The sequence below is a fragment of the Bradyrhizobium sp. SBR1B genome (assembly GCF_014198205.1).
Lineage (GTDB): Bacteria > Pseudomonadota > Alphaproteobacteria > Rhizobiales > Xanthobacteraceae > Bradyrhizobium.
Window position 1 is genome coordinate 318,466 of the sequence record NZ_JACIHC010000008.1, and the last position, 18,914, is coordinate 337,379.

The window sequence follows — 18,914 nt, forward strand, 5'->3', positions numbered from 1 at the left end:
GACCCGATCATGATGATGATCGATTGCGCCGCACTCGTGACGCGCTTGCCTTTTGCGCACGTCACCCGGGAAATTTCGGCAACGCGCCGAACGATTCAGGATCATTCACCAAAGCAAAAGACGCGCGCGCGGATGTGTTGCAAAGCAGCGAGATGATCGGGCATGGTTCCGGCGGACACGAATTGAAATGCAGAATTCCACCTGCGTCGAACGTCAAAAAGAAGCAAGAATTTGCATAGGAATGCAGGATGGAATTCCTGACGACCAGCGAAGCCGCCGACTATCTTCGGCTCGGCGAACGCAAGCTCTACGAACTCGTCACCACTGGCGCGATCCCCTGCACCAAGGTGACCGGGAAGTGGCTCTTCCCACGCCACGAACTCGATCTCTGGGTGCTCTCAGGCCTCGCGCGTCCGGCCGGCATGCTGATCGCGGAGCCGCCGCCGGTCGTCGGCGGCAGCCAGGACGAGCTGCTGGATTGGAGCCTTCGCGAATCCGGCTCGGGCTTGGGATCGATGAGCGAGGGCAGCGTGCGCGGGCTCGAGCGCTTGCAGCGCAACGAGGTGATGGCGGCGGCGATACATTTCCACGGCCTGGATGCTTCCGATGATCTCGCTGGGGATGCCAGTGTCGAGGCGCTGAGGGCCGCTCCGGATTTGCATGATGCGGTGCTGGTCGCGTTCGCGCGCCGCGAACAGGGTCTCGTGCTGCCGCAGGGCAATCCCAAGCACCTGCACGGCCTGACTGACGTGCTCGCGCTCGGCGCCCGGATGGCGATGCGGCAACAGGGCACGGGCGCGCAGATGCTGCTCGACGTGCTGCTGAAGCGCGTGGGCGCCACGACGCGGGATTTGCGCAGGGTCGAGACGCCGGCCCTGACCGGACCGGATCTTGCGGAGCTGGTCCGCGCCGGCCAGGCCGATTGCGGCATCGCGACGCGCGCCGCGGCGCGTTCGGCCGGCCTCGATTTCGTGCCGCTGGTCTGGGAGAATTTCGACCTCGCGATGCGGCAGCGCAGCTATTTCCGCCCCGCCATGCAGGCCTTGATCGGATTCCTGAACGAACGGCGGCTGCGCCAGCGCGCCGAGGAGCTGACCGGCTACGATCCCTCACCCGCCGGGCGGATCCGCTTCGCAGCCTGACATTGACGCCCGCCCCAAAATAGTTGCAAAAGAAACCAATTCAGCCGGGCATACCCGGGGCAACACCGGCCAACGTGTCGGCTCAGGGGAGGACAAGCGTGAATCCAATCAGATTTGGACTGCCGGTCGCGGCCGCCTTGACGGCGGCGCTGCTGTCCGGTGCGGCATCGGCGCAGGTTTCCGACAACGTCGTCAAGATCGGCGTGCTCACCGACATGAACGGCCCGGCCTCTGCGCCGACCGGCCAGGGCTCGGTGACGGCGGCGCAGATGGCGATCGACGATTTCGGCGGCACCGTGCTCGGCAAGCCGATCAGCATCGTGATCGGCGACCACCAGCTCAAGGCTGACATCGGCGGCACGATCGCGCGGCGCTGGTACGACGTCGACCAGGTCGACCTGATCGTCGACGTGCCGGTCTCCGCGGTCGGGCTCGCGGTGCAGAACGTCGCCAACGAGAAGAAGCGGCTGTTCATCACCCATTCCACCGGCACCGCCGATTTCCACGGCAAGTTCTGCTCGCCTTACGCGATCCAGTGGGTTTTCGACACCCGCGCGCTCGCGGTCGGCACCGCGGACGCCGTGGTCAAGCGCGGCGGCGACAGCTGGTTCTTCATCACCGACGATTACGCCTTCGGCCATTCGCTCGAGCGCGATGCGTCCGCGGTCGTCACCGCCAATGGCGGCAAGGTGCTGGGCTCGGTGCGGCCGCCGCTGGCAACGCCTGATCTTTCCTCCTTCGTGCTGCAGGCGCAGGCCTCCAAGGCCAAGATCATCGGCATCGCGGCCGGCCCGCCCAACAACATGAACGAGATCAAGACCGGCTCGGAGTTCGGCGTGTTCAAGGGCGGCCAGCAGATGGCGGCGCTGCTGGCGCTGATCACCGACATCCACGGCCTCGGCCTGCAGGCGGCGCAAGGTCTGCTGCTGACCACGTCGTTCTATTGGGACATGGATGACAAGACCCGCGAATGGTCGAAGCGCTATTTCGCCAAGATGAACAAGATGCCGTCGATGTGGCAGGCCGGCGTCTATTCCAGCGTGATGCACTATCTCAACGCCATCAAGGAAGCCGGCACCGACGATCCGCTCAAGGTCGCCGCCAAGATGCGCGAGAAGCCGATCGAGGATTTCTTCGCCCGCAACGGCAAGCTGCGTGAGGACAACTGATGGTGCACGACCTCTGGCTGGTGCAGGTCAAGACGCCGGAGGAGAGCAAATATCCGTGGGACTATTACAAGATCCTCACCACGATCTCCGGCGACAAGGCGTTCGGTCCGCCGGACCAGGCGTGTGCGATGGTGAAGAAGTGAGATCGGCGAGTGGCGAATAGGGAGTAGCGAATGGGGATGCTTCCATTCGCTATTCGCAACTCGCCATTCGCTACTTCACCACCCCGATCTCGCGAAAATAATTCATCACGCCGGGATGGATCAGCTCCGGCCTCGGCGCCGCTGCCACTGTGTTCGACGCCGTGGTCTCGCAGGCCTGCGCGAGCTTCTTGCAGAAAGTCGCCTCATTGCCGTGCAGCGTCTTCGCCAGGCGATAGGCAATTTCGTCAGGCAGATCCTCGCGCGTCAGCACGAAGCTCCAGGACCCCAGCGAGGCGATCGGCGCGTCCTGCTTCGGATAGCTATTAGCCGGCACCAGCAGCGGCTTCAGGAAGGCATGCTTGGCGCGGATGCGCGTCATCTCTTCAACATCAGGCGCGATGAAGCGCGCGCCTGAGGCGCTCGATGCCACCGCGGCAAAGCCGGGCCAGCCGATGCCGGCGCCCCACAGCGCGGCGACGCGGCCGTCCTCGACCATCGCGGGGCCGTCGCCGGCGCGGTCGAGATAGATGGCCTTGAAGTCCTCGTCCTGCTTCAGGCCGAGCCCATCCAGCACATAGCGCGCCAGGATCGGCAGGCCCGAGCCCTTGGCGCCGAACGCAACGGGCTGGCCGACGAGATCGCGGATGGTCCTGTAAGGACTGTCCGCGCGCACCACGAACATGCCGGGGTTGGAATAGATCGCGGTGAGAATCTTCAGCCGCACAGGCGCGCGTCCGATGCCGGCGAAGGCCTCATAGGCCGGCTCGCCCGCGACCAGCGCAAGATCGAGCTCGCCCTTCTCCAAGAGCGGAATGTTCTCGTTGCTGCCCTTGGTGTTGCGTGGCGCGATGGAGATTTGCGGATCGGCCGCGTTCATCACCTCCGCAAGAGCGTTGCCATAGAGCGGAAAGCCGCCGCCGGGCGTCGCGGTGCCCAAACTGATCGTCGTGGTCGGAATGGCCGTGCCTCCGGTTTGAGCAGCAACGGGGCTTGCGAGCAGCGCCGCGCCGAGAAGGGTGAGGATCGCGAATCTCATGGTCGTCCCTGACGGACCTGCGTCAACACCGACTTGCGGCGATGTAGGCAGGGTGCGGATTTTGTGAAAGCATGTCGCCAACGACAATAGAACAATGGGAGGCGTCATGTTGCGAATTTTGCGTAACGGTTTTTTCGGGCTCACCGTCCTTTTAGGTCTTTTCAGCGCCACGCCTCCCGCCTCCGCCGCCTATCCCGACCGTCCCGTGCACTGGCTGATTGGATTTGCCGCCGGCGGTCCGGTCGACATCGTGGCGCGGATCATGGCGCAGTGGCTGTCGGACCGTCTCGGCCAGCAATTCATCGTCGAGAACCGGACGGGATCCGGCGGCAACATTGCTGCCGCCGCCGCGATCAACTCGCCGCCCGACGGCTATACGCTGCTGTTCGTCGCGCCCAACAACGCGATCTCGACCTCGCTCTACAAGAAGCTGCCGTTCGACTTCCTGCGCGACACCGTGCCGGTGGCGAGCATCATGCAGCTCACCAACATGCTGGTCGTCTCCAACGCGTTCCCCGCGAAGACGGTCCAGGAGTTCGTCGACTACTGCAAGGCCAATCCCGGCAAGATCTCCTTTGCCTCGTCCGGCAACGGCACCTCGGTGCACATGTCGGCCGAGCTCTTCAAGGTGCTGACCAAGTGCGACATGGTGCACGTGCCCTATCGCGGCTCCGCCATCGCCTTCCCCGACATCATCTCCAACAAGGTGCAGCTGATCTTCGACAATCTGCCTTCGGCCATGGAGCAGGTGAAAGGCGGCAATGTCCGCGCGCTGGGCGTGACCTCGCCGCAGCGGTGGCCGAGCGTGCCCGACGTGCCCGCGATCGCCGAGACCGTGCCGGGCTTCGAATCGGTCGGCTTCTACGGCATCTCCGCGCCGAAGGGCACGCCGCCCGAAGTGATCGAGATCCTCAACAAGGCCGTCGGCGAAGCGCTGAAGGACCCGAAGCTGGTGGCGCGCCTCACTGAAGTCGGCGGCCTCCCCAAGCCGATGACATCAGCCGAGTTCGGCAAGCTGGTCACCGACGAGACCGAGAAGTGGCGCAAGGTGGTGGAGTTCGCGGGGGTGTCGGTGGACTAGCAAGTAGACTCGCCGCCGGACCATCGCTCGCCGGCAAGACGTTTGAGGGGGCCGGCCGGCCCCCTCAACATAAAAATCGCGAAAACAACCCCATGCACAGTAGAAGAAGTCAGGAATTACAATAGGTTAGGGGAGCACAAAAAGAGCCTCTGGCCGGATCATCGCAAGACGATTTGACTCGTCGGGCAACACACCGGCAGAATACGACTATTCCGAATTCAACGATCTTCCGACGCAAGCACTTGCCGCGTAGGCGCGCGTTCCGTCTCGATGAGGCCGGCATTGCACCCCCGCCCCCATCCCTGTAAACGAACCGCGCACCGTTGCCGGCCGCGCGTTCCCGCGAGCCGCCTCGCGGCGGGGCCTGTAGCTCAATGGTTAGAGCCGGCCGCTCATAACGGTCTGGTTGCAGGTTCGAGTCCTGCCGGGCCCACCAATGAAATCAGCAGCTTATCATGGGCCGTGTCGTCTGACTGGAAGCACCGCACCAGAAACCGCACCAGATACGTGCGCCTTTCGTTCACCGGCATGGTCGCACTTAGCGATTCCCTCAAGGCAAACGTGTCGCTAGACTAGATAACTAGGCCGAGCAGGTCGCTTCCGAGGAGCCGGCACGACTAGCGCGCCTACTTGATCTGATGGGACGCCGGACTCGGCTTCAGGTGAATCGTAAGCGCGGCGCCGGCGACCGCCGAGCTCTAGGCCTTCTCTTGCTGGATGATCGTCCGCAGGCTTTGCAGGTATCTCATCGTATTTTCACGATCTTTCACGAAAGCCGGCAGCATCTCCCAGACTTTCTCGAAGTCCTTGCGCATGCGCGCCACGACCACTTCGTCGCGAATGATGCCGTAAATGTCCGCAAACCTGTCGCCATCGCGCGCTATGGATGCCACGCTCATCTCGACGACAATGGCGTCGTCGCCCTGGACGACGAACGAGAACTCGTTTCCAGCCTCTTCCTCGTTCCAACCCAAGTGCCTGGCCGTCTCTCCATCGACGAACGCGATCTCGAACGAACTGTTCTTCATCAGAGCCAATATCTGATCGATACGCCTTAGACGCTCCTGCGGAGTCTTGGATTCCGAGAGCCCGGGACGCGTTCCTTCCTTGGCCCACAGGTCGACCACCTTCTTCGAGGAGATCTGCTTGAAGGTGGAGTGGTCGACCTTTTCGCGCGAACGTCCTTGAATCCTTTGCCTCAACTTCGATATCTCGGTGATAGCGGCCGGGGTATACCCGCGGCCGCTCATGCGCTTGTAACAATCGGACTTCGGGCTGAAGTCGCTCGGAGAACGCGAGTAGTCGCAAAGCGGGCCTGAACCCGTCAAGCCGGCATCCGTCCTCTTTCACAAAATGGAAGGTTACGGTGATGCCGCAACCTATGACCCAAAGGACAAGCCCGCCGCCGGAAGACTCGCGCGCCATTACGCCCCGTTCGGTGAACTTCTCCGAATGGTTTCAGGAGACAGTGTCAGCGGGGGCCATCGTCCGCTACTCGGACGTGCCCGGCTGCTTCATTTTCGGCCCCAACGGCGCCGAACTTTGGGACCGCGTCCGCTTCGAGCTCGACACCATCATCAAGGCGACGGGACACAAGACGGTCATGTATCCCACGTTAATCCCGGAGAGCCTGCTCAAGCGCGAGGCAGATCATATCGAGGGCTTCGCCCCCGAGCTCGCTAGGGTCACTTCACTGCACGGGCAGCAGCTGCCGGACCCGCTGGTGCTGCGGCCCACTTCCGAGGCGGTCATCTACAACGATTGGCGGAAGATGATCCGCTCCGAAGCTGATCTTCCCGTGATCATCAATCAGTGGTGCAACGTCTTCCGCGTCGAACGCCGCACGCGCCCGCTTCTCCGGACATTCGAGTTCTTCTGGCAAGAAGGTCACACCGCGCACGCAACGGACAAAGAAGCACGGGAAGAGACGTTGAAGATGCTCCACGAGTACGCCCGGTTCATGCGCGACACGTTGGCTATCCCCGTGATCGTGGGGCGCAAGACTAAGTCGAAAAATTCGCAGGCGCCCGAGAGGCGTATTCCGTAGAAGCGATGATGCAGGACGGCAAGGCCCTTCAGTCTGCGACCAGCCATTTCTTCGGCTCCGACTTCGCTGACTCGTTCGGCGTTCAGTATCAGGGGGCGGACAATACGATGATGTCGGTGCACACCACAAGCTGGGGTCTCTCGACGCGAATCCTGGGGGCGATCGTCATGGTACACGGCGACGACAACGGTCTGGTGCTCCCTCCACGCGTCGCACCGGTGCAGGCGGTCGTCCTCGCGATGCGGGACGAAAAAACCGCGGCGATCCAGGGATTCGACGGTCTGATCGACAGCGTCGAGCATCGTTTGACGCAAGTCGGCATCAGGACCGAGGTGGACGCCAGTGCCGGTCGTCTGGGCGAGAAGCACTTCAAGTGGGAGAAGGTCGGCACGCCGATCCGCGTGGTCATCGGTAGCCGGGAAGCGAAGGAAGGCACGGTCACGCTGGTGCGCCGTGACACCCGTGGCATCAAGCACGTTTCATTGCACGACCTCGAGAATACGATTTCAAGCCTACTGGATCGGATTCACGTCGACATGTACGAAACCGCCAACGCCTTCCTGGCCTCCCGCCAAGTCGCTGTCGGCAACCAGCACGAGCTCTTCGAGGCCTTCCGTACCCGCAATGTTTTCGCGAGCGCCGGTTGGTGCGGCGAGTATGGCCTGGAGGAGAAGCTCAAGCGCGAGAACGGCCTGACCATCCGATGCATCCCCTTCGAGCCGGCGACGCATTCCCCGAAATGCTTCTGGACGGGGCTCCCCGTCCGAGAGCAGGTCGTCATCGCTAAGGCCTATTGAGCAGCCTACGTCGGTCGACCACCAGAAATATCGCGGCTCGGACATAGTGCGGGCCGCGAGCATGTCGGCGGCATCGAAATCCGAGCGAGCGCGCCGGTTACTTCCATCTACCGAGCTTGCCGGCAAGATCCAAATCCGCTTCGATGCTAAAAGCGGCGCCGGCTTGAACGCGTCGCCGGGAGTTCCGTCCGGCAGGGTCCTGTTCTGCACGATCGATTTCTCGAAGCACGGCAACCGCAGAAGATCTTCGCATCGGAGCCCCAACCGCTTCATCAGGCCCCCGGAGGCGAATGGAATTTCGTCCACCTGCTCGATGACTTCGGCCCGCCGGCAGTCGTTTGCATCCGTGCTCGCCGCTCCCGTTTGCTCGGCTTCAGCGAGCCCATCAGCCCATTGGACGAGGATCTCTCAGAGGAGGACTTCGCCGCGCGCGACGCGTCCGGACGTCTGTGTTTGTCGGCCGGGACCTGGCGAGGTCGCTCGCGAGTTGCTGGACCGTGCGAACGCGACGAGATAGTGGGCGATGCCCGTTACCCAACCGCCTTGAAGCACGTCATCACCGGCAAGATCAGGTTTAGCCAGGTGATGGCCTAACCAGTACCGACAGGAGCTGTTTCCGAGATTGACGACACTAGCGGATCGACGCCGCCGGCGCCCGAAGCTATTCCGGAAGTGCTTTCCAATCCTACTTGTTACCCGTTACACTGCGACGAGCGTGACGGATGTGACTCTCGTTTTATACATCGAAGCCCGTGCGATACTGGTCCGCAGCAACAATCGCTTGCCAGCTGCGCCAATGCTTAAGCTGCTGGTGGTGATGCCGGATTCATAAATCTTTGGCGTGTCGATGAGCAGCAGGATGCTGATCATCATCATGGTGCCGCTGATGATCGGCGGCTCCGGATGTGCCCGAGCTAGGCTGGCGCAGCGCCATCCTTCTTGTCGAAAAGAGGCGCCGCGCTGTCCACCACCTCTTTCGGAAGCATCCTTAATTGCTCTGCCTCGAACGGGAGGTGAGTAAGATAGTTCGCCACTAGGGCACCTACGGCTTCAGCCTGTGCTGCATCTCGTTGGCGTTTGATCACCTCTCTGTCCGCACGACGGGACAACCATAGCTTATGGGCGGTCCAAACCCGGGGATCCGGAGCCACGATGCGTACTGGTTCGCCCTTTTCGTCGATCGCGACCGCCTCGAACGCGGGAGCATTCTGCAGCCAATCGAGTCCTTCGATTTGCACAGCGGTCAAATCTTCCGGGTCCGAGCCAATCTTATCTGGAGCCTTCCGCCAAGGTGGGCTCTGCATGGGCTTAATCAAATCGACGAGATAGCCGTCCCGGTTTATAGCGCGGAACGTCTGCTTGGCACGTTCGAAGCTGGTGTCCACTCGCTTGAGTATCTTCATGAGCGATGACTCTGAGACGTCCTCATCTGCGACGAACGTTAGTCCGCCGCGCGCATCGAACAGCAGATCGATGTCTTCCGTCGTGGCCAGGCCCGGATCGAGTCTGACGCCGGAAGAGGCCTCATAAGCGTAGATCGCGTTGGTCCCTAGAATCCGGATCCCAGAACCCAAGATTCCGAAGCCGTCCAGAGCCCGCATGATCCGGGCTCCAATCAACGGTACGCGACCCAAGCCGAGCGCACGATTGACCGCAGCTTGACGATGCATTGTATCGCGCAAGTTTTTCACCCGGTCTTCTGCAACAGCGCGTTTAGCGTCGAAGTCCGCCTTCATCTTTTCAGTTTCCGGCGAACGCGAGCCGAGCGAGGCTTGCTTCCTCAGGCCGGCCTTGTCGTAGTAGCTCCGGACGAGGTATTCATGTCCTTTCGACTCCACCCAGGTCATGGAACCCCGATAAGCATCGGAGGCTTCCTTGGCATCCCTCAGGGCTTGGAACCGCTGCTGACTATTGACCACCTCGCGGCGCTGGTCGTTATTAAGCTCTTGGAAATACATGGTTTCAACAATCCAACCTGATATCTACCCCATGTGTTGAAACACTACTTATTATCTCGAATCAATAGCTTCAACAGCTACGTAAGAAATAGACCCGAACTGTTGAAACTGGAACTCACACCTACCCTGATACCATCCAACGGTTGATCAAGCGCGCGCAATTCATTCCCCCTCGGCGAATGCAACATCACGATCCATTGGCAGATCAATCCGCTAAACCCTTGGGTCCTCAAAAAAGCACCGGATCGCTATTTCGTTTTCGATTACGCGGCGGAACGCCTTCTTCATAGTGGTTGAAAGTCTCTCCCAGACGGTGCGGCCGTAATTGGGGATGTGGACCCGACTTAGCGTCGTACCTTTCTGCAGATGGAAGGGCTCCGCAATTCTCCTCCTAAAGCTACCAGAGTCGAGCGAGCCCACTTGGGGATGGCACTTCACCTCGCGGAGTCACGCCTATCTCGGCGGTTCGGCGCATCCGGCAAATACCACGTGCTCTCGATCGGGGTACGCGGCTTCTCGGTCAAGGTGATGCTGGAAGACGGCGCCATCTACGAATGCGAGGAGCACGACTGGGCAGAGGACCGGGCCAACCCGCACGTACGCGAGCGCGCCTTTCGATAAGACTATGCGGATCCACCGTGTGGTATCTATTCGCAAAATGCCGCTGCCGAAATGCGCGAAGGCCTCAAATCGATGGGCATACATGCCCTGAATGGCCGCCCTGGTCTGCAAGCTAGCGTCATAGTTCTTGCGAGCAAACACATCCTCCAGTAGAACTAGCTTCAACGTACATTGGGCGAACCGCCTGCGCGGACCAGCGCGAGGTCCGTGCCGGAGAGCCGGGCTGGCGAAAACGACGTCATCTATTGCAACTTCAAAAAGCCGGACCGACTGATCAGCCCCGGACGCATCACGCAGCTCAAGAAGGGAAGGTAGGCGGCGTCCATCGATTAGGTATCTGCATCACACGGTCGTTTTTATAGTGCACCAACAGAGACACTCTCATCCTATCCATTGCTGATTATGGAGGGGCTTGAAAAAGCTGGGTACAAGACGCAAATAAACGCAGCAGCGAAGACAAGTCAGTTTTACCGGCATCGCGTGCTTCGCCGTTGGGCGTTGCAGATGCTCCTCGAACAAACTCCTTGGGCCGCGGCCTGCGAAGCGAGGCGTTCGCCCACTCTGCATCACAACGGTGGCGGTGGAAGCTAATTTTCCAATCTTGCTGCAATCTCCTTTAAATGTTTGATTCGCTCCGGCGTCACCTTCTGGAGCGAGAATGATGGCCAACGCGCTCGAAATCTATAAGGCTCACCCGGTACGATCGCAGCTTGGCATGAGGGCCGCACAGTATGTGCGCATGTCGACACAACGGCAGCAATACTCGATTGAGAATCAGGCCGCTGTGATTGCAGCATATGCGCACGCCCATAACCTCACGATTGTACGAACCTATCGCGACGAGGGAGAGAGTGGCCTGCGCATCAAGAACAGGGCCGGCCTTATACAGCTCATCAAGGATGTCCAAGCAGGAGAAGCCGACTTTGGTCATATTCTCGTCTATGACGTAAGCCGGTGGGGCCGCTTTCAGAATGTTGACGAGGGCGCGCATTACGAATTCCTCTGCAAACAAGCAGGCATCAACATCGCATATTGTGCGGAACAGTTTGACAATGACGGCAGCGTGCTCTCCAGCATCATCAAGAACATAAAGCGCGTAATGGCAGCGGAATACAGTCGCGAGCTTTCGGTAAAGGTTCACGCTGCGCAGTGCCGGTTCGCCCGACTTGGCTTCAAGCTCGGAGGTCGCCCCGGTTATGCTCTCCTGCGGGAACTTGTCGATCAAAGTCAGCGGTCGCGAGGCGTGCTGAATAACGGCGATCAAAAGTACCTCTCAACTGATCATGTCCGAGTACGCCCTGGCATTCCGGAGGAAATAGCTGTGGTGAAGTGGATCTTCGAGCGATTTCTGCAGGTAAAGTCTGAAGCGATCATCGCCCTTGAGCTAAACCGGAAGGCCGTCCTCACAAGCACAGGAGTTCGGTGGACGCGTGCAGCAGTCAACGCAGTGCTTAGAAACGAGAATTACATTGGAAACATGATTTTCAACCGCCGATCACGCAAGCTGCGGCGGACTTGCACGAGCAATCCTCCCGAGCTTTGGATCACCAGCGAGGGATGTATCGAGCCAATCGTCGAACGCGAAACCTTCCTGAAGGTAAACAAGATCATTGAAGAACGGCGTGTCGACCTCACTGAAGAGGAGATGCTTGCCCGTCTACGCAAGACACTGCTCAAGGAGGGACGCCTGAGCTCTGCTATCATAGCCAGCACGGTAGGCCTTCCTTGCGCCTCTACCCTTCAAAACCACTTCGGTGGCATGATGAACGTGTATAGGCTGATCGGCTACACTCCCAAGCGAAACTTTGAGTTTCTTGGCTCGCGTCCGCAGTGGGCGGAGGAAAAGGCAAAGCTCGGCTCGTTAGTCGCCATGGCTATTAGAAAGGCCGGAGGCCAAACTGCTTCTCGGGACGGGACGGGTTCCTTGCGCGTAAACGGATCGATCAACATTTCAATTCGCGTAGCCCTGTGGTGCGGAAGGCAAGACCGCGCACCGTACTGGTGTATAAAGCGTGGGACAAGCTTGCCTCGCGGCTGGATTGCCGCACCCAGGATGGATGAGCATAACAAGTCGGTGCTCGATTACGTACTGCTGCCGACTGACGGGAAAGTAAAACGAACCATGACGTTTTCTGAAAGGGCTCGCATTCGCCGTGGGATACCTCGCTTCGAAACCGCTGACGACTTAGCACGAGCGATCGTCGGGCGAGTAGTTGGGACAGCCCGTTCCTCCCCAGCACCGCACGACAAGCGATCGAGACCAAAGAAGGCCAAGTCTAAAAAAGCTCGCGCGCAGTGCTGATCGAACGCAGATACAGGGCTTTCCGCGAAGCAGTGCTCCATGATGCCTCGTTCGTTCAGATGTCGAGCATTCCTCCTGGCGCACTTTGCTGCCCAGAAATGCACGCCTTAACCTCGAGGACTCCATTGACGCGCTTCAAGTGACCGGCACCCCCGGCAGCGCGAAAATCACGTTCGTCTCGACCGCGTACATCCTCGAAATCCATCGTCGCTTTTCTAAAAGGCAAAGATGCGACGACAGGTGGCGCGCTCTCGAGTGCGCCAAGCTGCGTCGCAGATATTGGATGAACTTGCGCAAACGGGCCAAGATGGGCACGTCATTCGCAATCTGTTGAAGATCACGGCGGATTGGACGGCGTTCGAGCTTGCTCAGGATGAATACAAGGCACGCGCTGTGGTTCAGAAGGCGCGGGAACTGGTCGCACACTTGCCGAAGCTGATGCGCGAGAGAAGACGTATCGCGATGCAAAGGTGACGGCGGCGGCTGCACGCCGAAAGGCTAATCGCGAGGCCAGCCTTATACGAGAGAGTGCACTTCTTCTGGCTCAATTCGAAGCCCACGCTGTCGAGGACAACTTGCAGACACGGGGATATTTGCTCGAAGATCGTCTTTTTGTCCTTCACGGTATCCCCATTCTGCGCGGCTTTCGGCGCAACTCAGGTGCCGAACAAATCGACGCCGCGTTCGAATTGGACGGCTGGCAGTACGTTGTTGAGTGTCGCTGGCGCACCAAGCTGGCGGATATTCGTGAGCTGGACGGCCTCTATGGACAGCTTGAACGGTCCGGCATGCAAACAATGGGACTCTTTCTGTCCATCAATGGCTGGTCCGACAATGTCGTCCCAGTCATGAAGCAGAACCACAAGCGCATTATATTGATGGAAGGTCATGATCTCAGTACCGTCTTGCGCAGCCGCTCGACCTTTGCCGTCTGCTGAAGGCCAAGTTAGGCGCATTGAACCTGGAAGCTGAGCCGTACTTTTCAGTCGCTAAACTGGAAAGTTGATACATCGGTCATCGTGACGTTTGTCCGGGCTATGGGCGCGGATCCCCACATAATTCCGTCACCCCGAAAAGCTCAGAGCAGGACCCGGATCTTGCGATCACTGTCATCGAACAATTCGCCTTGAGCCTGCGCCCGATCCAGGTTTCAGGAAATTGACGCTTGATCGTGCGTTCACCTACGACGAGCGGTGAATAATTGAGGATGGTCTGAAACGCTATGATCTACCTGCTGCCAGCTCAAAGTTCCGCGCGGCCGGCGAAATGTTTGGTAACTGCGGGGCTGTTCAATCGAAACTACCAGGGCGGCAGATAACCAAGCGCTTTTGGCGTTGACAAATGAACCCATCGATCAGGGCTCAAGGCCGTGCTCCCGGAGAACCCTGTTCATCAGCTCGCCTTTGATCTCACGTGCGATCTCGCTGAGGATCTGGGCTCCGACCACCCGCCGGGCATCAACATCTTCGGTCAGGCCATGCTCCGCGAGCCGCTCGTTTAAGCGCGTCGGAAACTCATCCTCCAGCGCGTCGGCAAGCCGGTCCCGCATCGCGGCATGATCATCGGGGGCGATCCGCCTCACCACTGTATCCCAAGGCTCCCAGCGCGTTGCCAGAAATTCCGCCAAACCCGTCGCTTCCTGTTCCCGCACCGATGTCTCAGCCTTGGCAACCTCATCCGGCGTGACGTCAGCGAGATTCAAGAAGCGCATATCCGGGGCGATGTGGCGCAGTTCCAGCGGATCCCGTAGCTGGGTCTGATAGGCAAGATAGACCTCGATCTCGTCGATATTTGCCTCTGGATCGGCGCGACGCAGCGAGCTGACCGTCTCTCGTGCGATGTCGTCAAGCGCCTCCAAACGAAACATAACACGGCCGTATTGGAGCAGTTGGTCGAGCCGATTATCATAGAGCCCTTCTTTGACATCAGCGTTCAGGCGTGCGGTCTGCATGCCGTTCCAGGTCAAGGTGACGCGGTCCTCGCACGACGCAGTCGATCCATTGGCCAGCTCGAAAAGCTGCTCGCGCAGCGCCGGCCTCATCGCGGCCTGTAGCAGAAGCTCAGCTACCTGGTCGCGGAACGGCCGATGACCATAGTTCACGGTGCCCGCGAGCCTTTCGAGAAAACGTGCAAAGTCCTCCGCACCGGGCTCTTCGGCGAAGCCCTGCCAGGCGTCCACCGCGCCGGGCTCGTCCGCGAGCCAATCCGCGACAACCTCGTGCAGTAGCCGCGGCTGATGTTCCACGGGTTGTAGCGGCATCGACAGCAAGACCTGCGGACCGGCATAGTCCGCGCCACGCATGGCTGACGCCAAATCGGCCAGCACCGGGGCCGGTATCGGATTGGACCGAAGGTCAATGCTGGAGGCGCCGCCGAGCTGCGTCAGCAGCGTCGCGGGCAGGCCGGTCAGCTGGTTGTTACTGGCGCCGAGCATTTCCAGCCCGACCGAGAGTGTATCGGGCAGATCGGTCAACCGATTTTCGCTGACGTCCAGGTACCTAAGTCTTGCCGGAATTTCGGGCAGGCTTGTGAGCTGGTTGTCGCTTGCGTCTAGGTAGTGCAATCGGGCTGGAAGATCGGGCAGGCTCGTCAACTGATTTTCGCTGACGTCCAGGCGGCGGAGCCTGGCTGGAAGGTCTGGCAAGCTCGTCAGCTGATTATTGCTGGCGGACAACTCCTCGATCGTGGCCGGAAGGGCGGGCAGATCGGTCAGCTGGTTGCCATCGACAGTCAAACTGCGGAGCCTGGATGGCAGCTCTGCCGGCAGGCTGACTAGCTCGTTGGCCATGAGGTGGAGGTGCCGGAGCCTGCTCGGGAGGGCGGGCAGACCGGTCAGCCGGTTGTCAGAGGCGTAGAGGTCCCGAAGTTCGCTCGGAAGCTGGGCCGGCAGGCTGCTCAAATGGTTACCGATGACATTGAGGGTTCGGAGCGTCGGCAGGAGCGAAGCTGGCAAGGCAGTCAGTGATAATGACGACAAATTGAGCTCGTCTCTGACATCACCCTCGTCCCGCCATGCCCTCGTCCGGCTGACCCCCTCTTGCCTATTCTCGTCTTCGCCCTGCCCCTCTTCCACTGCCCAGCTCGCCAGGACGCGGTCTTGCGACGAGACGCGGTCGGCGGCGGCCGCTCCTGTGGCCCACCGAGTCAAGGCTGACACCCACTGGGTCAGGCATGAGGGGGACTGCTCGGCGGCCGGAGACGAGGGCTCGGTGCTTTCGGATTCGGAAGGTATGTCAGCGCGAGGCTGGGCCCGTTCTGTGTTCATTGAGCCTCATGACGTGTTGCTCTCTGCCGATAAGGGGCTCTATCGGCTAGATCAAGACGTTCGCATGCTAGGAAGCTCAGCTGTCGATAAGCTGACGAGGTCAGGTTATCCGCTCGGCTTCGGCTCTTCTTTGGCGCCGAGCCCGGTTTGGGTAGGATGCAGATCAATATGTGTCCAAAACGACGCGCCAGATATGCCTATCCGGCGCCATTTCCCCGGATCGGAATCACCGCACCAGAGCGAGCCCCAGATACATGTGCTTTTCCTTCTCCAGCCGGATCACGACTGGCGATTTTTTCCACGGCATCGGACAAATAGTCAGGATGGTGATGGCCGTAGGTGTTGAGCAGCACCTCAAGCGACATTCCGAGGTAACCTGCTGCCTGCCAGGGGTCCGCCCCTCGCTGCATAAGCCAAGTCGCCGCGGTATGTCGCAAAGTGTGAGGGGAAATTCCTGGGCCGAACCCTGCGAGCCTGACTGCACTCTTGAATGCTGTCTTGACTGACGTCACAGCTTTCCCATTGTACTCCACGAAATGCTTCGCCTCTGGATTAGCTCGGTGCCAGCGCCGCAGGTGGGCGAGCAACCGCAAGGGGATCGGCACGGTCGGTTGCCGTTTGTTGGTTTTTGCGCTGCCCTGCTTCAAGCGGTAGTAGCGGCCACGCTCTAAGTCGACATAGGAACGACCTATCGCCGGAATGGGAGACGCTGCTGCGATCGCTCCCGCACGGGTCCCGCTGTAGATGCCCAACAAAATGAACCGAGCAAGATGGCGAAGGGGACGCTTGCTTGTGGGGACCTTCGCGTCTTCCATCGGACGGCGCGAACCTTTTTGCATTTCGCGATAGCGCCAGCATGTCCAGATTAGTTTGGCAGCATCGCTGCGGGTCAACCACTTGTCTCGAGGTTGGCCCTTCTCTGGCAGTGATATCTTGACGATTTCCCGATGAAATCCCTCGGCCGCATGGTGACCAATTGCTGCGCGGAGGTCTTCAAGGTCTCGGCGGGCGCCTCCCCTCCGGGCGCGTTCCTTAGCGTACGAGCGACACGCCTCCCCGCTCACCTCGCCCAGCATTTTTGCTCCCCACCAATCGTTCAGGCGCTCGATCCGCTTTTTGAACTTGCGGATATCGGGAATGATATCTTCGCTCTGGCCATCGACGTTGAAACGGGCGCGAAGCTTGTCCAATTGCGCATCCAAGTAGATGGAGAGGACATCCGCGACGGCGATATCATCAATGTGACGAATTCGTCGCTTGGGGCTGTGTTTAGACGTTATGTAATCCCTTAGTTTTTCCTCTGCGGCCGCAATTTCATCTGCAGAGCAGCCTGTGCCGACGTCCCGCCCGTTGTCTCGGATGATCCAGGTTGCTTGGTGCGTGATCTTTCCGCTCTTGTTTCGGCGGGCGGCCTTAAGCTGAAGTCTGGCGCCCTTGCTTCTTCGCGGCATAGCTCTCGCATCCGTTCGATATGAGCCAGCGTTGTAAATTCCTTGCCGGCAATCTTCTCAACAACCAATCGATTACGATCACGCTCACGACGCAAGCCCGCGACCGTCATTCCTCCCAAAGGAAACGCGATCTTCGCGGCATCAGCAAGGCGAAGAGGGGTATCGGGTGTAATTTCAGGTTGCGCACGATTTGACATCGACGCTTGTCGGCTGTTCTGGGGGCTTACACGAGCAGTCCCACTATCATCCCAAAGGCCAATCTCCGTATAAAGGTGCCACGCTCCTTAGTCGCACAATTGGCTGCGCTCTCGACCAATCGCGCAGGTTAGCGTAGCGAGCAATGGGCTCGAGACGTGGACGGCTGTAAGTGCCCTCCAAAGTTTTTGCGAGAGAGTGCGCCGCAGTATCCACGCTGGCGGACCTAGCAGCGCGCTTAACTTAATAAGACGCTCACCAGGGACGGCGACATAGCGGCCGGCAGCAACGCCAGACGCAGCAGGGTTGACCAGCAAATTTGCTCGCCGCCTGATATCGGCTGGATCCGCCGTTACCTGCCGTGTTCAACTGTATCCTCTACTCCTCACGGCTTAGCATCAACAGGCGTGACTGCGGCGATCAATAAGCTCAGCATAGAGCGGCGACTGTCTCGAGTGCTCAAACACTCGTAGTAGAATCAGGCGCATAATTCCTGCCGTCTGAGGCAAATTAACGCATTCTTCCCACGCACGGAGGGCGGCGAATGACGACGAACTTGATCGAACCAAAACACAAGCAGAAGCCACAATGTTGACGTTTCCCGATCCTGCGCAGTCAATTCGCAAAATTGTCGGGTTACCGTTCGTATTTGCCTTCCTGGCCTTCCCAGTTGGTTCTTGAGGACGTCTCAGGTTCAATTCTGAACCAAAGCGCGCGGTGTTAGTTATTGGAGATCACCTGCCGTGCTCCGCCCGTGGGCGGCGGCTGAGAGACCGATAGCGCGCCCCCAAAGCAAGGAGCAGTCATGGCCATAGCGCGTGTGCAGGATCTGGCTTCCGAGATCACTGAACAGAACACCGGATGCCCGAATTGCTGGTCCGTGCAGCCGATGTCATCAAGTTGCCCCGGCCTGACGGCTTCCTTGGCCGTAGGACACAAGAGCCATTCCCAGCAGAGGAACAGCCGATTTGGATAACGCCACTGACATCGTTTTAGTGAGGCATGCCAACGCTCCGCGCGTTACTGTCATTGTGATCGATTCGGAAAACCATGAAAAGGCCCGCGCCTTGGCCCTCAAGATCGCAACACACACTGGTGGTTCTGTGACGGTGTGCGACGACCTAGGCGACACCTTATTCGAGATCCCCGCCCCCTTCAGGAATTAGGTCCGGTAGTTTTCCACATCATCGACATCGTGCCGAGCTGCTAGTCGCGCCGGTCCTCTCACGAGGTAACGACGTCTCAGTGGACCGCCTCTTTCATTTAAGCCCACGACGTTGACGTCCGATGCGGGCACATCGCGATTGCCACCCGCATGAAGTCGGTCGCTATAGGGGCAAAGCAGACATCGTTTAGTCGCATCACGCCGCCCGGCCACCAAAACGATACGATCTGCATGCCGATAGCTAAAGACCTGCAGTAACAAATCGAGCCCCCTAGCGAGGGATAGGTCCCATCGGAAATTCGTCTTCTCCTCGCAAGATCTGCTGGATTCCTTAATAGGGGTACATCCAATAGGTGGTGTTGGCCTCGTCCGGCATCGAGCGCAAAGTTGGCGTCCGTTGCAGTGGCTTCAAATGGGCTGAAGATGAGATAATCCGGCCAATGTCATCTAGGGTCTGTTTGGATTCATCTTGAGTTTATCACGGCGGCGGTCAGGTTGATCATTGCTTCGAAGCTCAGATCGGTTTTGTCGGCGCGCATTGC

At 59.5% G+C, this 18,914-nt stretch carries 15 protein-coding genes, 1 tRNA gene and 1 pseudogene; 11 read left to right on the top strand and 6 right to left on the bottom strand.

What is annotated here, in order from left to right:
• Positions 1 to 23: 23 nt before the first annotated feature.
• From GGD61_RS22495 to GGD61_RS22505, 3 genes and pseudogenes are all read left to right on the top strand, one after another.
• A complete protein-coding gene (locus GGD61_RS22495; protein ID WP_143109122.1) occupies positions 24 to 239 on the top strand; it encodes a hypothetical protein in 216 nt (71 codons plus the stop codon).
• A 9-nt stretch (positions 240 to 248) separates the two neighbouring features.
• Positions 249 to 1,142 (top strand): helix-turn-helix transcriptional regulator, encoded by an 894-nt coding sequence (locus tag GGD61_RS22500; RefSeq protein WP_092261709.1) that lies wholly within the window; start codon positions 249 to 251, stop codon positions 1,140 to 1,142.
• A gap of 98 nt (positions 1,143 to 1,240) precedes the next feature.
• Positions 1,241 to 2,454 (top strand): annotated as a pseudogene (locus tag GGD61_RS22505) (ABC transporter substrate-binding protein).
• 70 nt (positions 2,455 to 2,524) lie between these two features.
• Here GGD61_RS22505 and GGD61_RS22510 read toward each other — a convergent pair.
• A complete protein-coding gene (locus GGD61_RS22510) occupies positions 2,525 to 3,490 on the bottom strand; it encodes a TAXI family TRAP transporter solute-binding subunit (RefSeq protein WP_092261711.1) in 966 nt (321 codons plus the stop codon).
• A gap of 106 nt (positions 3,491 to 3,596) precedes the next feature.
• Between GGD61_RS22510 and GGD61_RS22515 the strand changes: the two genes are divergently transcribed.
• Both GGD61_RS22515 and GGD61_RS22520 read left to right on the top strand, forming a co-directional pair.
• On the top strand, positions 3,597 to 4,571 hold the full coding sequence (locus GGD61_RS22515) for a tripartite tricarboxylate transporter substrate binding protein (RefSeq protein WP_092261753.1): 975 nt from the start codon (positions 3,597 to 3,599) through the stop codon (positions 4,569 to 4,571).
• A gap of 360 nt (positions 4,572 to 4,931) precedes the next feature.
• Positions 4,932 to 5,007 (top strand) — tRNA-Ile (locus GGD61_RS22520).
• Between the two features lie 262 nt (positions 5,008 to 5,269).
• Here GGD61_RS22520 and GGD61_RS22525 read toward each other — a convergent pair.
• A complete protein-coding gene (locus tag GGD61_RS22525) occupies positions 5,270 to 5,821 on the bottom strand; it encodes a hypothetical protein (protein WP_183231157.1) in 552 nt (183 codons plus the stop codon).
• A gap of 119 nt (positions 5,822 to 5,940) precedes the next feature.
• On the opposite strand from GGD61_RS22525, the gene GGD61_RS22530 reads away from it, so the two are divergent.
• A complete protein-coding gene (locus tag GGD61_RS22530; protein ID WP_183231158.1) occupies positions 5,941 to 6,618 on the top strand; it encodes an aminoacyl--tRNA ligase-related protein in 678 nt (225 codons plus the stop codon).
• A gap of 5 nt (positions 6,619 to 6,623) precedes the next feature.
• Entirely contained in the window at positions 6,624 to 7,415 is a 792-nt protein-coding gene (locus GGD61_RS22535; RefSeq protein ID WP_183231159.1) for a His/Gly/Thr/Pro-type tRNA ligase C-terminal domain-containing protein, read from the top strand.
• A gap of 699 nt (positions 7,416 to 8,114) precedes the next feature.
• Here GGD61_RS22535 and GGD61_RS22540 read toward each other — a convergent pair.
• Together GGD61_RS22540 and GGD61_RS22545 are read right to left on the bottom strand one after the other, a co-directional pair.
• The gene (locus GGD61_RS22540) at positions 8,115 to 8,291 is read right to left on the bottom strand and encodes a hypothetical protein (RefSeq protein WP_183231160.1); all 177 of its coding nucleotides are present in this window, start codon (positions 8,289 to 8,291) and stop codon (positions 8,115 to 8,117) included.
• Positions 8,292 to 8,329: 38 nt separating this feature from the next.
• Positions 8,330 to 9,373 (bottom strand): nucleotidyltransferase domain-containing protein, encoded by a 1,044-nt coding sequence (locus tag GGD61_RS22545; protein WP_183231161.1) that lies wholly within the window; start codon positions 9,371 to 9,373, stop codon positions 8,330 to 8,332.
• A 426-nt stretch (positions 9,374 to 9,799) separates the two neighbouring features.
• On the opposite strand from GGD61_RS22545, the gene GGD61_RS41445 reads away from it, so the two are divergent.
• The 4 genes from GGD61_RS41445 (at position 9,800) to GGD61_RS22565 (ending at position 13,234) form a co-directional block, all read left to right on the top strand.
• Positions 9,800 to 9,994, top strand: coding sequence for a hypothetical protein (locus GGD61_RS41445; RefSeq protein ID WP_312012692.1), 195 nt, complete (start codon positions 9,800 to 9,802; stop codon positions 9,992 to 9,994).
• Positions 9,995 to 10,652: 658 nt separating this feature from the next.
• Positions 10,653 to 12,296 carry a recombinase family protein gene (locus GGD61_RS22555; RefSeq protein WP_246785980.1) on the top strand — a complete coding sequence of 548 codons (1,644 nt, stop codon included), beginning with the start codon at positions 10,653 to 10,655 and terminating at the stop codon, positions 12,294 to 12,296.
• Positions 12,297 to 12,524: 228 nt separating this feature from the next.
• Positions 12,525 to 12,770 (top strand): hypothetical protein, encoded by a 246-nt coding sequence (locus GGD61_RS22560; protein ID WP_183231162.1) that lies wholly within the window; start codon positions 12,525 to 12,527, stop codon positions 12,768 to 12,770.
• Positions 12,767 to 13,234 (top strand): restriction endonuclease, encoded by a 468-nt coding sequence (locus tag GGD61_RS22565; protein WP_183231163.1) that lies wholly within the window; start codon positions 12,767 to 12,769, stop codon positions 13,232 to 13,234. The genes GGD61_RS22560 and GGD61_RS22565 overlap by 4 nt, the downstream gene beginning before the upstream one ends.
• A gap of 416 nt (positions 13,235 to 13,650) precedes the next feature.
• Here GGD61_RS22565 and GGD61_RS22570 read toward each other — a convergent pair whose 3' ends face one another.
• Both GGD61_RS22570 and GGD61_RS22575 read right to left on the bottom strand, forming a co-directional pair.
• Positions 13,651 to 15,369 (bottom strand): NEL-type E3 ubiquitin ligase domain-containing protein, encoded by a 1,719-nt coding sequence (locus tag GGD61_RS22570; protein ID WP_312012693.1) that lies wholly within the window; start codon positions 15,367 to 15,369, stop codon positions 13,651 to 13,653.
• A gap of 389 nt (positions 15,370 to 15,758) precedes the next feature.
• Complete coding sequence (locus GGD61_RS22575; RefSeq protein ID WP_183231165.1) at positions 15,759 to 17,012, bottom strand: site-specific integrase; 1,254 nt, start codon at positions 17,010 to 17,012, stop codon at positions 15,759 to 15,761.
• Between the last annotated feature and the right edge of the window lie 1,902 nt (positions 17,013 to 18,914).

What these genes read in the sequence shown, in the direction of transcription:
- GGD61_RS22500 (WP_092261709.1), top strand. Translation starts at nt 249, where the DNA reads ATGGAATTCCTGACGACCAGCGAAGCCGCCGACTATCTTCGGCTCGGC.
- GGD61_RS22510 (WP_092261711.1), bottom strand. Translation starts at nt 3,490, where the DNA reads ATGAGATTCGCGATCCTCACCCTTCTCGGCGCGGCGCTGCTCGCAAGC.
- GGD61_RS22515 (WP_092261753.1), top strand. Translation starts at nt 3,597, where the DNA reads ATGTTGCGAATTTTGCGTAACGGTTTTTTCGGGCTCACCGTCCTTTTA.
- GGD61_RS22525 (WP_183231157.1), bottom strand. Translation starts at nt 5,821, where the DNA reads ATGAGCGGCCGCGGGTATACCCCGGCCGCTATCACCGAGATATCGAAG.
- GGD61_RS22530 (WP_183231158.1), top strand. Translation starts at nt 5,941, where the DNA reads ATGCCGCAACCTATGACCCAAAGGACAAGCCCGCCGCCGGAAGACTCG.
- GGD61_RS22535 (WP_183231159.1), top strand. Translation starts at nt 6,624, where the DNA reads ATGATGCAGGACGGCAAGGCCCTTCAGTCTGCGACCAGCCATTTCTTC.
- GGD61_RS22540 (WP_183231160.1), bottom strand. Translation starts at nt 8,291, where the DNA reads ATGATGATGATCAGCATCCTGCTGCTCATCGACACGCCAAAGATTTAT.
- GGD61_RS22545 (WP_183231161.1), bottom strand. Translation starts at nt 9,373, where the DNA reads ATGTATTTCCAAGAGCTTAATAACGACCAGCGCCGCGAGGTGGTCAAT.
- GGD61_RS41445 (WP_312012692.1), top strand. Translation starts at nt 9,800, where the DNA reads ATGGCACTTCACCTCGCGGAGTCACGCCTATCTCGGCGGTTCGGCGCA.
- GGD61_RS22555 (WP_246785980.1), top strand. Translation starts at nt 10,653, where the DNA reads ATGATGGCCAACGCGCTCGAAATCTATAAGGCTCACCCGGTACGATCG.
- GGD61_RS22560 (WP_183231162.1), top strand. Translation starts at nt 12,525, where the DNA reads ATGCGACGACAGGTGGCGCGCTCTCGAGTGCGCCAAGCTGCGTCGCAG.
- GGD61_RS22575 (WP_183231165.1), bottom strand. Translation starts at nt 17,012, where the DNA reads ATGCCGCGAAGAAGCAAGGGCGCCAGACTTCAGCTTAAGGCCGCCCGC.